This window comes from Pseudomonas migulae (assembly GCF_043225285.1).
Lineage (GTDB): Bacteria > Pseudomonadota > Gammaproteobacteria > Pseudomonadales > Pseudomonadaceae > Aquipseudomonas > Aquipseudomonas migulae_C.
Genome location: NZ_CP171224.1, coordinates 5,870,773 through 5,884,738, shown reverse-complemented (window position 1 = coordinate 5,884,738; position 13,966 = coordinate 5,870,773). Strand labels below are relative to the sequence as shown.

The window sequence follows — 13,966 nt, the reverse complement described above, 5'->3', positions numbered from 1 at the left end:
GCCTGCTCGCGAAGAGGTCCATACAGACACCGAATCATCTTCGGCAAACGGTGCTCGATGTGGCAGGTTTCGCACACTGCCTTAAACTGCGATACAGCCCATGCAAACGAATGACGATGCATTATTTCCGTTGCACCAAGGGCCTCTCGAAATGATCCGGGTGAAGCCGACATGAAAATGGTCACGCCCGTCTGGGCCGCTCTCATCACCGCCGGCGCATTCACCGCCACGAGCCTGTGTGCGAATGCGGGAACCGTGACGGTCCTGGCCACCAGTTTCGACTGCGCCAGGGCCAGCGCGGCCATTGAAAAGCTGATCTGCCGCACCCCGCAACTGAAGCAGATGGACATTGAACTGACGCGCCTGTATCGCCTGGCGCTCACGGACGATCGCTCGGTGCCGCCCCCGGACAAAGTCGAGGTCGACCAGCGCTTCTGGGTCGCCGCGCGCAACCAATGCTCTGCCGACGCAGACCCCAAGGCCTGCACCATCCGCAGTTACGCCGAACGTGCGCATCAGCTTCGCCAGGGCTCGGCGATTGTCCGAACCAAAGACCCGAACAGGCTCACCGACGGCCCCGTGGCCTTCCGGTGCGCAGGGCTCAATGCGTTGGTTTCCGCGACATTCTTCAATGTCGAGCCCCGCATCGTGTACCTGAAGTGGGCGAACAGCGCCGCCACCCTCAGCCAGGTGCCGAACGATTCCGCCAGCCAGTTCAGCGGCAAGGATAACCGCGGGAGCTACAGCTTCTTGCAAACCGGCGACGACGCCTTGCTGCAGATACCGGGCTCGGCGCCATTGCGTTGTACGGCCGAACCGGTCGGATGATCGCGCAACGGGACATCCTGTCCCGATGGCCTGTCCAGCCTGTCAGCTGCCGGTGCGAATCTTGTTCCATACCCGCGTGCGGATGCGGTCGATGTTCAGCGGCATCGCTTCCAGGGCAAACAGTTTCCCCATCATTTCCGGGCTCGGATAGACCTTGGTGTCGTTCTTGATCGCCGGGTCGATCAGGCTGTCAGCCTGTTCGTTGCCGTTGGCGTAATGCACGTAGTTGCTGATGCCGGCCATGACGTCCGGGCGTAGCAGGTAGTTCATGAAGGCGTAACCGGCCTTCTCGTCCGGGGCATCGGCGGGCATGGCAACCATGTCGAACCAGATCGCAGCGCCTTCCTTGGGAATCGCATAGCCGATGTCCACGCCGTTCTTGGCTTCCTTGGCGCGGTTTTCGGCCTGCAGGATGTCACCGGAGAAACCGACCGCCACGCAGATATCACCGTTGGCCAAGTCGCTGGTGTACTTGGACGAGTGGAAATAGCTGACGTACGGCCGGACTTTCATCAGCAAGGCTTCAGCCTTTTTATAGTCTTCCGGGTTCTTGCTGTGATGCGGCAGGCCGAGGTAGTTGAGCGCGGCCGGGAGCAATTCCGGACCGTTGTCGAGGATCGCCACGCCGCACTTCTGCAACTTGGCCATGTTTTCGGGTTTGAAAATCAGGTCCCAGGAATCCACGGGCGCGTTCTCGCCCAGTACCGCTTTGACCTTGGCGATGTTGTAGCCGATGCCGGTGCTGCCCCACAGGTACGGGAAGCCGTGCTCGTTGCCCGGATCGTTGGTCTGCAGGGCTTTGAGCAGTACCGGATTCAGGTTCTTCCAGTTCGGCAACTGGCTCTTGTCGAGCTTCTTCAGCGCCCCGCCCTGAATCTGCCGTGCCATGAAATGGTTGGACGGGAACACCACGTCGTAACCGGATTTACCGGTCATCAACTTGCCGTCGAGGGTTTCGTTGCTGTCGTAGACGTCGTAGCTGAAGCCGATGCCGGTGGCTGCCTGGAAGTTATTGGTGGTGTCCGGGGCAATGTAGTCCGACCAGTTGTAGATCTTCACGGTGTCGGCGGCGTGGCTGAGGCTGACGACGAGCGCCAGTGGAGCGAGTGCCAGGGTCTTTCGGATCATGAGCGGATTCCTGTGTGAGTTATTGTTGGCAGGCAATCAGAGGATCAAAAAATCAAGACGTAGGTCTTGCGCACGGTTTCCTGGATGTCCCAGATACCGAGGCTGTTGGCTGGCAACATCAGTGCATCGCCGGCTTCTATGTAGAGGGTTTCACCGTCGTCCGGGGTGAAGGTGCAGCGGCCCTGGATGAAGTGACAGAATTCCTGGGCGACGATCTGGCGACGCCAGCGGCCGGGGGTACATTCCCAGACCCCGGTTTCGACGCCGTCGTCGCGCTCGACACTGGTGGTGGACGCCACAGCCACTGGAGTGCCCAGCGGCACGGCGACCGGGTTCGACTCGTCCAGTTTCAGGGTTGCGGTGTTCTTGAATTGGGTGATGCTCATGGGAGTACCTGTCTATGGAAAAAGCGTCGATTAGTGCATGAAACGTTCCATGAACCCCGCGACCCCACTCGCCAGCTTTCGCCGCCACGGCGCGGTCGCCGGGTTGGCAAGGGTCTGGTCTTCATGGACGAAGCTGCGGATGATCGCGTTGTAACCGAGCCAGCGGCAGGGTTCCGGCTCCCAGGCTTTCAGCGCATCGAGACCGCCTTGAGGAATCACCCAGGGTTGGCGAACCAGTTCGGTGTCACGCTGCAGGATCAGGTCAGCGAGGGTCCGTCCGCCCAGGTTGCTGGCACCGACACCCTCCCCGCCATAGCCGCCGGACAAGGCGATGCCGCTGGCCTGATCGCACAGCATGTGCGGCTTGAACCGCCGCGACATGCCGAGGTTGCCGCCCCAGCCATGGGTGATGCGCACGTTCTTGAGTTGCGGGAACAGCTCGCCGAAAAGGTAGCGGCGCAACGCCACTTCGCTGGTGGTCAGGTCGAAGTCATGGCGCAGCTTGCCGGCGAACTGATAGCCGCCCCGTGCACCGAACACCAGGCGGTTATCCGCCGTACGCTGGCCGTAAGTGACTTGGCGGCTGCTTTCGCCGAACGCCTGGCCCTGGTTGAGACCGATTTCGTCCCAGGTCGCGGCGGACAGCGGTTCGGTGGCGACGATCAGGCTTTGCACCGGCAACTGATAGCGCCCCAGCGGCGGCAGCGTGGCCGCATAACCTTCTACCGCCGGCACGATCCAGCGGCTGCGCACCCCGGCTTTCGCCGTACGCAGGCTGCCGGACTGCCAGTGGGTTACCGGACTGTTTTCATAAATCCGCACGCCAAGGCGCTCAACCGCCCGGGCCAGGCCTCGAACCAGCTTGGCCGGGTGGAGGGTCGCGACGTGCGGTGAATAGATGCCGCCGTAAGGTTTGGCGATCCGGATCTGTTGCGCCAATTGCTCAGGGCTGAGCCAGCGGTAATGGCTTTCGGTCAGGCCTTGCTGGTAGAGCGTGTCCAGATAATGCCGCAGGCTGGCTTCCTGTTCGGGATAGCGCGCCGCGCAGTACAGCGCCCCGCCCTTGCGGTAATCACAGTCGATGCCCTCACGTTCAAGGACAATCTCCACTTCATCCGGAATGCTGTGCAAGAGTTCGTAGGAGGCAAGCCGCTTCTCGGCCGACAAACCGGCGAGCAAGCGGTCTTCGCCGAGGATATTACCCATCAGCCAGCCGCCGTTGCGCCCCGAGGCGCCAAAACCGGCGGTCTGCGCTTCCACGATGGCGATGTTCAGGCCCGGCGCCAGGCGCTTGAGGTAATACGCAGTCCAGAGCCCGGTGTAGCCGGCGCCGATGATGACGACGTCGACGTCCAGGTCTTGTTCCAGGGCCGGACGCGCCGTTAACGGCTCGTCGAGCTGGTCCATCCACAAACTGATAGTGCGCCACGCCGGCATGCAAGACTCCGCCACTCAAACTTCGATGGCGGTGATCCTAGTGCGTGGCCTTAGAGGCTGTCTTGCGCGCGTGCACGCAAAGAAATTTGTTTGACGTAGGCCTTGGGCGACAGGCCGGTGTGCTGGCGGAAACAGCTGTAAAACGCCGACAGCGAGTTGAAGCCGGCGGCAAACGCCAGGTCGTCGATCCGCAACGGCGGCGTGGCGGCGTCCAGTGCAGCGAGCAAGTGCTGCAAGCGTGCCTGGTTGACGTAGCGATAGAAGCTCTGGCCCAGCACCTGGTTCAGCAGGTAGGAAATCTGGTTGCGGCTGTACCCGCACTCCTTCGCCACCCGCTGCAGGTCGAGCCCGGGGTCGAGATAGGGTTGCTGACGCTGGAAATACTGTTGCAGGTCTTCAGCCATGAAGCTCAGTTGACGCGGCGACAACCCCAGCCGGCTGGCCGCCGGACGCTGCTGATGGCTGGCGGTCTTGCTAACGGGCTGTTCATGCACCAGCGAAGCGTATTCATTGACGCGCCAGATCAGTCCGTCGCGAACGGTGATCGCCTCGCTGGCCCGAAACGACACCAGGCCTTCACCGCCGCGCAGGGTGATGCGGTACTGGATGAACGCAGTGTTGCCGTCCAGTCGAATGCGGTCGGAGTGCTCCAGCGCTTCATCGGGATCGCGCGGCATGCTGCTGCGCACGTACTCGCGCAACTCATCCAGCCCCATCACGCGGTTCTGGAAAAAGTCGTGGTACTGCACGTCCGGGTGATACAGCGCCATGACCCCGTCCAGGTCCCGGTGTTTCCAGCGCAGGTGATAGCGCAGGACCGTCTGGCTCGTGGCCTGGGTTTGCAGCGGACCATCATCATCGACGGGCATTGGCGGTCTCGGCGGGAAAACCGCGAGCTTGCCGAAATTCAGGCACGGGTTCAACGTCGATTCGGTAGCGGCCGATTGCCTGATCATCGCAGCACTGTGACCTGAATCAAAAAAAACTGAAGCAATCGCTAAACGGCCTGAAAATTCCACATTATTTTCACATCCGGATGCTACTTTTAAAGACAGTCACCGGTTGAGCCAATGAAGGCTCTTCCCTCCTAACATGAGCTAACGGAAGCGCTCGATGAAGAAGGCGGGCAACATATGAATAAAGGGTTCAGTAAGGTTACCTTTCCAAACGCCTGCCAGCTGATGCGCTGGCATTTTCATCCCATGGGTTTTGAGGCGAGCATGGATGCGCCGGGCAGCATGATCGCCCGTCTGTTTGACCGTGCCAGTGGCGAGACCATGATCGCCATCGCGGGTATCCCTTGTGCAACCGTCATGAATGCCGCGGATGTAGAACGAATTATCGAAGCGGTGGAGGATGAACTCGAGTCTTTCATTCCACCGGTGGCCCTCAGGAGCTATGCCTGAAGGTTTCAGCGCACTTCCATCAAAAAGCCCACATTTAGTGGGCTTTTTAGTGTCCGGAATTAAAGCGCCTTGCCCGCACGGTGATCGACGAAGAACGCCTTGCCCTTGCCGATCCGGTCGGATGCCTTGGGCATGTTCGCCGCCTGGGTATCTTGCCCGTCCACATACCAGTAGCAATGGCTCACCGCCCGGGTGATGCCGACATAGGCCAGCCGCAGGATCTCGTCCTTTTGCGCATTGTCGTAGGCTTCATTGTCGCCAGCCTTGCCGAGACCCGCCATGCGGTACACCTGGTTCTTGTAAGGCGAACTGGTCAGGTGCTGACAATCGCCGAGCAGAAACACCGCGTCGGCCTGCAGGCCCTTGGCACTGTGATAGGTCAGTTGTTTCAACCGCCGAGACTCGTACGGCAAGCTAGAATCCACATTAACTACAGACTGAATATGCTCCTCTATCAATGACTTATCGCTAGTTTTTCGATAAAGCATCAAGATTGAATCGCCCTGCCTGTAGTGCTCCATCAGACGCTTCGCCATACTTTGGTCGTCCCGATCCAGTACGTTGACCGGGAGCAAAGGCTTGGGCTCGCCGCTGGCCTTGGCCTTCTTCCCCGCAATGGCCGGCGCCGCGCGGACGATATGTTCGGCGGCATCGATGATGTGCTGGTGGCTGCGATAGTTGTCGCTGAGCATGACTTTGGTGGTGCTCGGCGACGGGAATTCCTTGTTGAACTCCATGAAGTAGGTCGGCGAACTGCCGCGCCAACCATAAATGGACTGCCAGTCATCCCCCACGCACAGCAGCGACGAACGCTGCGCGCCACGGCCGACGTGCATCGCCGGCCCGCGACTGCGAATTTCCGCGAGGCTGGCCCGTATCCAGGAAACAATCTGCGGCGAGACGTCCTGAAATTCGTCGATCATCAGGTGTGACAGCGGTCGCAGCAGGTCATCCGTCAGCAGCTTCTGGTTTTCCGGGGAGTGCTCGCTGAACAAGGCGAACATGCGGTTGTAGGTCATCACCGGTGGCTTCTGGTCCAGCAGGTGATCTTCCAGTGCGCGCCAATAAAGACTCAGGGCTTCGAAGAAAAAGCGGTCCGGGTCGTCCTTGGCAAAACTCATCTGGCTGACGGCGTTCGGCACATCCAGGCTCAGGTTCTCGATAAACCCGGCGGCCGCGACAAAACAGTCGAGCAAAGGCGCTGAGCCGAGCTCACCCTTGACCTTGTAATCGAAGCCCGGCCCGGCGCTGGCATCGCCTGCCAGCGAGGCCAACACACGTTTCGACGAATCATAACTATCAATCCATATCAAAGGCTTACGACAGAAAGCTTGAAACAGGGTGCGCTTTACTGCCCACTCTGCGCGAACGCTGAGCTTGGCATTCGGGCGACTGACCTGAGGGTTTTCCCGGGGATCGAACCCCAGCACCACCCACGCGTCCAGGCTCGGAATATAGCCGTGGCAGTGAAAGGTCGAGCCGTTGATATCAAACGTCTGGCGGTTGGGCTCGATGCCCTTGATCGGCCACGCGCCCGCTCGAAACCATAAATCCTCGATCAGATCGCACAGCTCCTCGTCACGCTTGGCCGCCAGCTCGGTCACGGCCATGCGTTTTTGCACGTCGGGGTGATCGCGCTCCACCTCTTTAAGCTGCAAGGCATGGCGGGATAACGGTTTGATCAACTCGCGAAAACGCTCATCCCGGCTGTGCAACTGGTGATAGCAGGCATTGAGCTGCTGACGCTGGGCATCATTGATGCGCAGGTCGAACGGATTGCTGTCGGCTTCATCATCGCCATTGGGTGCACGGTGACTGAGGTTTTCGAAGGCTTGCAGTCGTTCGAAGCCCGGCAGGCTGCGCACCATCGGCAGGATGCGCGAATGGAAGGTGCGCACCAGGTCCCGCGCCTCTTTCAGGCTGAGTGACCGCCCCCAGAGTGCGAACAGCTCGATCAGCTTATTGATGAAGTCCTTGCGCGATTCCCGAGTGAAGGTCACTACCGTCATCGAATCGAGCTCGAAACCCAGGTAATGGGTGAGCAGCACGAGGCGCAGCACCAGGGTGGTCGACTTGCCCGCGCCCGCACCTGCGATCACCGAGGTCGAGGGGGTGTCGCTGAAAATCATCTTCCATTGGGCAGCGCTGGGCTGTGCATGACTGGGCAGCAAGCGGGCGACGTCGGCCTTCATGCGCTTCTTCAGCTCGGCGCTCAAGGGCAGGCGCCAGTCGTCGAACAGGTTGTCGTCGACGTTGGGTGGCCGGTGCTCGGTGGAGCGCGAGTCACGAATCAGCAACACCTGCCGGCCTTCCTCCAACCCTTCGAGCTTGCCTTCTTTATAGCCGTAGTCCACGCCGGCGCTGTGACCGCTGCGGAAACCATCGGCCTGGCCATGCAACCATGACGCGCGGTGCTGCGCGCGCAGCCGGGTCAGGCCATGACCGAAGAACCTGGCGGCCAGGCGCTTGAGCAGCGGCATCTCGGCCAAGGGACGAAGTTCAGGAGGAAGATCGGGGGTGTGTTGCGGCACGCGGGCTGACTCCAGGGTGTGAGGCTGTTGCGGGCTATGGTGTCTGCATTTGCCGTTCAGTTCTAGTGAAATGCTTACAGGTCATTGGCTTATGCGATGAAGTGAAGGCTGGATGAGAACGTTTCGAGGTGATTTGATATCAACTAATTAGATGATAATGAGGCATTTTTTACGCTTTTTATCGATCAGTCCCTCATGGATGATGCTCGCCATCAAACACCCTTTTCAGGAGACGATCATGCTCGAACTCAGACCTTTCAACTCCCTGGGCGGCGCCCACCATGGCTGGTTGGATGCCCATCACCACTTTTCGTTCGCCGAGTACCACGATCCCAAGCGCATGAACTGGGGCAACCTGCGGGTGTGGAACGACGACGTGATCGCCTCCGGCACCGGCTTCCCGAAACACCCGCACCGGGACATGGAGATCATCACCTACGTTCGTGAAGGCGCGATTACCCACGAGGACAACCTCGGGAACAAGGGCCGCACTGAAGCGGGCGACGTTCAGGTCATGAGCGCCGGCACCGGGATCGCCCACAGCGAATACAACCTGGAAGCCAGCGAAACCAGGATCTTCCAGATCTGGATCATCCCGAACGAAACCGGACTCGCACCGTCCTGGGGTGCCAAGCCGTTCCCCAAAGGTCAGCGTGAAGGCTTCGTGACCCTGGCCAGCGGCAAGGCCGGCGACGATCAAAGCCTGCGGATCCGGGCCGACGCGCGCTTGGTGGCGGCTAACCTGAAGGCCGGTGAATCGGCTGAATACCGCCTGGACAATGGCCGTCGCGCATATCTGGTTCCGGCAACCGGTGTCATTGAGGTCAATGGCTTACGTGCACAAGCTCGAGACGGTGTTGCCGTGGCGGATGAGCAGGTGCTGCGGGTGACGGCGGTTGAGGACAGCGAGATTGTGCTGGTGGATCTGGCTTGATGTTGTAGGTGCTGGAGAAACAAAAAAGGGGCGAACCGTGATGGTCGCCCCTTTTTTTGTTCAGGATTTGCAGTGTTTTGGATGGCCTCATCGCTGGCAAGCCAGCTCCTACAGGGTTTTGCGTGAGCCTGTGGGAGCGAGCCTGCTCGCGAGAGGCCCTCGCTTACTTCGCCGAAATAGCGCCATCCACCAGGGTCTGGGCTTCCGCCACCAGCTGCTTCAAGTGCTCGTCGCTGACGAAACTCTCGGCGTAGATCTTGTAGATGTCTTCAGTACCCGACGGACGCGCCGCGAACCAGCCGTTCTCGGTCATGACCTTCAGGCCACCAATGGCCTGATCGTTACCCGGCGCGTGGCTGAGGATGCTCTGGATCGGCTCGCCTGCCAGTTGGGTCGAGGTCACCTGCTCCGGCGACAGCTTGCTCAGCAGCGCTTTCTGTTGCGGATTGGCCTTGGCATCGACCCGCACCGAGAACGGTTCGCCCAGTTCGTCGGTCAACGCGCGATAAGCCTGGCTCGGATCACGGCCGGTGCGCGCGGTCATTTCAGCCGCCAGCAGTGCCGGAATCAGGCCGTCCTTGTCAGTGCTCCAGACCCCGCCGTCCTTGCGCAGGAACGAGGCGCCGGCGCTTTCTTCGCCACCGAAACCCAGCGAGCCGTCAAACAGACCGTCGGCAAACCATTTGAAACCGACCGGCACTTCGTACAGGCGACGACCCAGGCGCTTGGCCACACGATCGATCAAACCGCTGCTGACCACGGTTTTGCCCACGGCCGCGTCGGCACGCCATAGCGGACGGTTCTGGAACAGGTAGTCAATCGACACCGCCAGGTAGCTGTTCGGCGCAAGCAGACCGCCCGACGGGGTCACGATGCCGTGACGGTCGTGATCGGGGTCGCAGGCGAAGGCCACGTCGAAACGCTCTTTAAGGCCGATCAGGCCTTGCATCGCGTGGCTGGAAGATGGGTCCATGCGGATCTGGCCATCCCAATCGACGGTCATGAAGCGGAAGGTCGAATCGACCTGTTTGTTCACCACTTCCAGGTCGAGCTTGTAATGCTCGGCAATCGCCGACCAGTAGCGCACCCCTGCTCCGCCCAGCGGATCCACGCCCAGATGCAGCTTGGCGTTGCGGATGGCATCGAAGTCGATCACGTTGATCAGGTCGGCCACATAGGTGTTGAGGTAATCGTGACGGTGCGTGGTGCTGGCTTTCAGTGCCTGCTCATAGCTGATGCGTTTGACGCCGGCCAGCTTGTTGCCCAGCAGCTCGTTGGCCTTGGCTTCGATCCACTTGGTGATGTGGGTATCAGCCGGGCCGCCATTGGTAGGGTTGTATTTGTAGCCACCGCTTTGCGGCGGGTTGTGCGACGGCGTGATGACGATGCCGTCCGCCAGCCCGGTGGTGCGGCCGCGGTTGTAGCAGAGAATGGCGTGGGAAATCGCCGGTGTCGGGGTGTATTCGTCATTTTCGGCGATCATCACCGTAACGCCGTTGGCCGCCAGCACTTCGAGGGCGCTGGCGCCGGCCGGGGTCGACAACGCGTGGGTATCAATGCCGACGAACAGCGGCCCGTCGATGCCCTGGGCTTCGCGGTACAGGCAGATCGCCTGGCTGATCGCGAGAACGTGCCATTCGTTGAAACTCAGGTCGAACGAGCTGCCCCGGTGCCCCGACGTGCCAAAAGCAACGCGCTGGGTGGAGATGGCGGCATCGGGCTGGCCGGTGTAATAGGCCGTAACCAGTCGCGGGATGTCGACCAACAATTCTGCCGGTGCCGGTTTGCCCGCAAAAGGACTGAGTGTCATGCAAAACCTCTGGAATAGAGTGGTTCAGGAATAGGATCGCAGTTTACTGGCAGTTTGACCGCAACGCGATGGGATCGATCCTCGGGCACACAGGTTGTTTTCGAGCCTGTTCAGTCGCTCGATTCCAGCCGCAAGGCATCCCCCAACAGGCTCAATGCAGCGCCCAGGTCATGATCCCCACCGAAGGCGTGACTCATGCGCAGATGCTGCGAGTGTAGCCCTTGCAGGCTGAACAGCTCGCCCGGCGCGATGACGACGTGATGTTTGAGCAGACGCTGGAATACGCGCCGCATATCGACCTGACGCAACGAACGCGCCCAGACCGTTGCCCCGCCCTGAGGCTCAACGACCTGCAGCGCATCGGCCAGACGCTCCTGCAGCAGCTGCGTCATCTGCACCTTGCGATCCTTGAGCAACCTGCGCAAGACCTGCAGGTGCTGATCAATCCGGCCATTACCATACAAACGGGCAATGGCTTTCTGGCGAATTGGCGACAAGCGGAACGAACGCAGTAGAAAATGACGCTGCAGTTGCTCGCTGAAATGCCGCGACAGCAGATAGCCGTAAGGCGCTTCCGGGCCGATGATTTTCTCGAACGAGGAAAACACGATCAGCCGCTCAGGATCGAGCAGGTCGCGGAAACGCAAACCGCCGGGCTCGAATTCGAGCTCGCCGTTGCAGTCGTTTTCCAGGACCCAACTGCCATGCTGCTCCACCAACCTCGCGATGGCGAGTCGATTGTCATCGGGAGGCAGACTGCCTCGCGGCACGCTCAATCCCGACGACAGCAGCACGAGGCGCACGGGACGGGTTTCAAGCAATTCCTTGAGCCGCGCGGCGTCCAGGCTGCCATCGACTTGCACCGGCCATTCGATGACTTGAACGTCCGCCGCCTGAAGCAGGCGCAGTATGGCCCAGTCACAAGGCGACTCGACGACCACCGCGGCTTCCCTGAGGCCCAACACGGCGATCAGTATTTCCAGGACGCCGCGCAGGTCTGCGCCAATGTAGACGTCATCGGCATGCCAGCAACGCACCGGCGACGTGGTGTAGCGCGCCGCGAGCGCGGTGCGCAGTTCAAGCTCGCCACAAGGTTGTGAGGGTGGCTGTGGCAGACGTGGATACTGGCGCAGCAGTTCTCGCTCCAGCAGCAGCAACGGACTGTCGAGGGGTTGCAGCAACGCCGGCTCATCGGCGCTGAAGACCAACATGCCCGGGCGCCGGGCACTGACATACAGGGTTTCGAGCAGATCATCGCCATTGCCGAGCAGGTTGATGGAAGACACCGGCAACGCGTAGTAACCGGATTTCGCCACCGAATAGACACGCCCTTCTTTCTCCAGCAACGAATAGGCGTACTGAATGGTCGAGATCGAGACATTCAGGCGATTGGCCAACTGGCGCAGCGATGGCAAGCGCACGCTGGTGTCGCTGACCGGCTCATTGATCAGGTGTGTCAGGTAGCGGTACACGGCCTGATAGGCAAAGTCGGTCTCACGCGGGCCTTTCAACGTCCCGCTGACCATTCACCCGCCACCATTGCATCATTGTCGAGTTCTCCGCCCCCCTCTGCACCGTCGGTTTCTGCGTCGGTCAAACCGTCCTCGACACCTGGCACCGGTCCCATCCGGTACAGCTTGCCGATCAGGCTGACGGGCAGCCCGCTGACGTCAACCATCCATTGCGCTATCTGCTCCGACACCGGACTGCCCTGCATCGCCCGATGCAAATCAGGCAGCGCGACCAGCATGCCCGGATGGCACTGACGCAGAAAACGTTCAAGCCCGGCGCCGTTATCGACAAAGGGCGCGAAGAGCAGGCAGACCAGCTGCGACTCGCTCAGGCCGAGACTTTTCTGCGCCTCGGCCGCTGCCAGCGCGCGTTGATCGGACAGTTTCGCCGGGTTGCCGAACGCCTCGACCGCTTGTTCGCACAGACGCTCCGGCAATTGCTTGCGGCGCATCAGCACCAAGGCCTTCTGCAAATACTCAGCGACCCCCGACTCGTAGCTGCGGCCTTGCACGAAGCACGCCTGCAATCCGCGGACATGGGCAGAGATCGAGGGGCTTACATATTCGTTTTCGCCGAGCTGGGCCGTGAGCTCGTCGGGTTGAAAACCGAGAAACTCGGTCAGCAGTGGCCAACGCTCCTCGCGGTTGCTGACCAGCATGTCGTGAATATCGATGAACGAGGCGCGACGGCAGGCTTCGAATTGTTCTGCAGGACGCCACTGCGCCTGCACATGACCGGCATAAAGCATGCGGTAACAATCGCTGCCGAGCTCATCGAGCATCGCAAACAAAGGGTCAAAACCGCTCCCTGGATGATTTGACACCTTGAGCCCGGCCTTCCCGGATGCCCGCTTCAAACCCGCAAGGAACTGTTTTTGCTGATGCAGGGTGTCGCTGCTGATCAAGGCGTCGACGCCGCTGTTCCAGCGAGCAACTTGCCCATAAAACTCCCCGGTGGCCAGATACCCGTCGTCCCACAGGTCAATCGGCCCGTCCAGCGTCCGGCGATGCCCCACCATCAACAGATTGAGTCGGCCGACTTCGCGGCCCGGCTCCGAGAGCGGCGTCAGGTGCCTGAACGGCAAAACCTCCCGGTTGTCGACCATCAAGACTTCGACCCTCGGGTCGTCGTAGAGGAATAACGCACTGTAGCTGCGATGAATGTTGTCCTGGGCCATCGGGCTGACGCCGTTCATGCGCAATGAAGCCACGCGCAGCTGGAACGTGTTGGGCGCCCTGCCGGCAATGCTCAGTTGCGCGGCACGCAGCAGCGCCAGGGTGTAGCAACTGTCCCGTGACCCTGACTGGATGAACAGCACCTTGTAGTCGCCAATGCGCTCCATACCGCCGGCGGTGACAACCAACCGTTGAATCATCAATTGCAATGCCGTGCGTTCCGCCCGGGAAAAGAAACCCAGCAAACGTTGCAACATCTGCTGATAGACATAATTCATCGCCTGATCATGGATAAGCGTCATCTTTATTTACCTGATACTCGTAAGTTCAATAGTGCGAAAACAACGATATGCAGTGCGCAAACGGATTATCTGCCACAAATGAAGTGCTGGACGTCATGGTCAAATGCTAACACTTCAGCTTAGAGTCGTTATTTTAAACATCCGGACAATCCGATTAATCCAGCTAGCACCGACACGCCGAAAAGCCCCGTACTACCGGCGCTTCTGGGCTTCGAGAGACATCCTAGGAAATGTCCGACAACATCCCACAGACATTTAGCACAAGAAATAAAGAAAGAAGTTGCACATGTTTGCCTGGCAACTGCGCAACGATCAACGGTTAGTCGGAAAATTATTAACAATGTGAGTTTAGAAGTATCAAACCGATACCCAGCCATGACTCTTTCCTTGAGATGAATGTAATCATCCAATTATCAGGGCTTAAGTGGCGATTAGAAGATACAGATTGAAAGCAAAAACCAGTTCAGTTGCTGAACTGACTTCTTCAGCAAGCGCATTCGACGCTTCCAAAGACAAT

At 59.9% G+C, this 13,966-nt stretch carries 11 protein-coding genes; 3 read left to right on the top strand and 8 right to left on the bottom strand.

Going from position 1 to position 13,966, the window contains the following annotated elements; genetic code table 11:
* The first annotated feature begins 171 nt into the window (after positions 1-171).
* Positions 172-828, top strand: coding sequence for a hypothetical protein (locus ACF6ZU_RS27060; protein ID WP_392888658.1), 657 nt, complete (start codon positions 172-174; stop codon positions 826-828).
* A gap of 42 nt (positions 829-870) precedes the next feature.
* On the opposite strand, the gene ACF6ZU_RS27055 is transcribed toward ACF6ZU_RS27060, so the two are convergent.
* The 4 genes from ACF6ZU_RS27055 to ACF6ZU_RS27040 are packed head-to-tail and all read right to left on the bottom strand — an operon-like array spanning position 871 to position 4,648.
* Positions 871-1,956, bottom strand: a complete 1,086-nt coding sequence (locus ACF6ZU_RS27055) for a polyamine ABC transporter substrate-binding protein (protein WP_392888656.1) — start codon at positions 1,954-1,956, stop codon at positions 871-873.
* 44 nt (positions 1,957-2,000) lie between these two features.
* The gene (locus ACF6ZU_RS27050; protein WP_214383284.1) at positions 2,001-2,342 is read right to left on the bottom strand and encodes a cupin domain-containing protein; all 342 of its coding nucleotides are present in this window, start codon (positions 2,340-2,342) and stop codon (positions 2,001-2,003) included.
* A gap of 30 nt (positions 2,343-2,372) precedes the next feature.
* Complete coding sequence (locus ACF6ZU_RS27045; RefSeq protein WP_392888654.1) at positions 2,373-3,779, bottom strand: NAD(P)/FAD-dependent oxidoreductase; 1,407 nt, start codon at positions 3,777-3,779, stop codon at positions 2,373-2,375.
* Between the two features lie 50 nt (positions 3,780-3,829).
* The gene (locus ACF6ZU_RS27040; protein WP_392888652.1) at positions 3,830-4,648 is read right to left on the bottom strand and encodes a helix-turn-helix domain-containing protein; all 819 of its coding nucleotides are present in this window, start codon (positions 4,646-4,648) and stop codon (positions 3,830-3,832) included.
* 264 nt (positions 4,649-4,912) lie between these two features.
* On the opposite strand from ACF6ZU_RS27040, the gene ACF6ZU_RS27035 reads away from it, so the two are divergent.
* On the top strand, positions 4,913-5,185 hold the full coding sequence (locus ACF6ZU_RS27035; protein ID WP_150711725.1) for a DUF1652 domain-containing protein: 273 nt from the start codon (positions 4,913-4,915) through the stop codon (positions 5,183-5,185).
* 59 nt (positions 5,186-5,244) lie between these two features.
* Here ACF6ZU_RS27035 and ACF6ZU_RS27030 read toward each other — a convergent pair whose 3' ends face one another.
* On the bottom strand, positions 5,245-7,716 hold the full coding sequence (locus ACF6ZU_RS27030) for a UvrD-helicase domain-containing protein (protein WP_392888651.1): 2,472 nt from the start codon (positions 7,714-7,716) through the stop codon (positions 5,245-5,247).
* 238 nt (positions 7,717-7,954) lie between these two features.
* Here ACF6ZU_RS27030 and ACF6ZU_RS27025 point away from each other — a divergent pair, with 238 nt between their 5' ends.
* Positions 7,955-8,650, top strand: a complete 696-nt coding sequence (locus ACF6ZU_RS27025; RefSeq protein ID WP_392888649.1) for a pirin family protein — start codon at positions 7,955-7,957, stop codon at positions 8,648-8,650.
* Between the two features lie 163 nt (positions 8,651-8,813).
* Here the strand turns inward: ACF6ZU_RS27025 and pgm are convergent, their stop codons facing one another.
* From pgm to ACF6ZU_RS27010, 3 genes are all read right to left on the bottom strand, one after another.
* Positions 8,814-10,460, bottom strand: a complete 1,647-nt coding sequence (gene pgm / locus ACF6ZU_RS27020) for a phosphoglucomutase (alpha-D-glucose-1,6-bisphosphate-dependent) (protein WP_392888647.1) — start codon at positions 10,458-10,460, stop codon at positions 8,814-8,816.
* Positions 10,461-10,570: 110 nt separating this feature from the next.
* On the bottom strand, positions 10,571-11,971 hold the full coding sequence (locus ACF6ZU_RS27015; RefSeq protein ID WP_392893944.1) for a PLP-dependent aminotransferase family protein: 1,401 nt from the start codon (positions 11,969-11,971) through the stop codon (positions 10,571-10,573).
* Positions 11,968-13,449 (bottom strand): hypothetical protein, encoded by a 1,482-nt coding sequence (locus ACF6ZU_RS27010; RefSeq protein ID WP_392888644.1) that lies wholly within the window; start codon positions 13,447-13,449, stop codon positions 11,968-11,970. Before ACF6ZU_RS27010 ends, ACF6ZU_RS27015 begins: the two co-directional genes overlap by 4 nt.
* Positions 13,450-13,966 lie beyond the last annotated feature (517 nt).

Bases quoted from the DNA above. Each gene is read 5' to 3' on its own strand.
- ACF6ZU_RS27035 (WP_150711725.1), top strand. From the start codon at position 4,913: ATGAATAAAGGGTTCAGTAAGGTTACCTTTCCAAACGCCTGCCAGCTG.
- ACF6ZU_RS27025 (WP_392888649.1), top strand. From the start codon at position 7,955: ATGCTCGAACTCAGACCTTTCAACTCCCTGGGCGGCGCCCACCATGGC.
- ACF6ZU_RS27050 (WP_214383284.1), bottom strand. From the start codon at position 2,342: ATGAGCATCACCCAATTCAAGAACACCGCAACCCTGAAACTGGACGAG.
- ACF6ZU_RS27060 (WP_392888658.1), top strand. From the start codon at position 172: ATGAAAATGGTCACGCCCGTCTGGGCCGCTCTCATCACCGCCGGCGCA.
- ACF6ZU_RS27045 (WP_392888654.1), bottom strand. From the start codon at position 3,779: ATGCCGGCGTGGCGCACTATCAGTTTGTGGATGGACCAGCTCGACGAG.
- ACF6ZU_RS27010 (WP_392888644.1), bottom strand. From the start codon at position 13,449: ATGACGCTTATCCATGATCAGGCGATGAATTATGTCTATCAGCAGATG.
- ACF6ZU_RS27055 (WP_392888656.1), bottom strand. From the start codon at position 1,956: ATGATCCGAAAGACCCTGGCACTCGCTCCACTGGCGCTCGTCGTCAGC.
- pgm (WP_392888647.1), bottom strand. From the start codon at position 10,460: ATGACACTCAGTCCTTTTGCGGGCAAACCGGCACCGGCAGAATTGTTG.
- ACF6ZU_RS27040 (WP_392888652.1), bottom strand. From the start codon at position 4,648: ATGCCCGTCGATGATGATGGTCCGCTGCAAACCCAGGCCACGAGCCAG.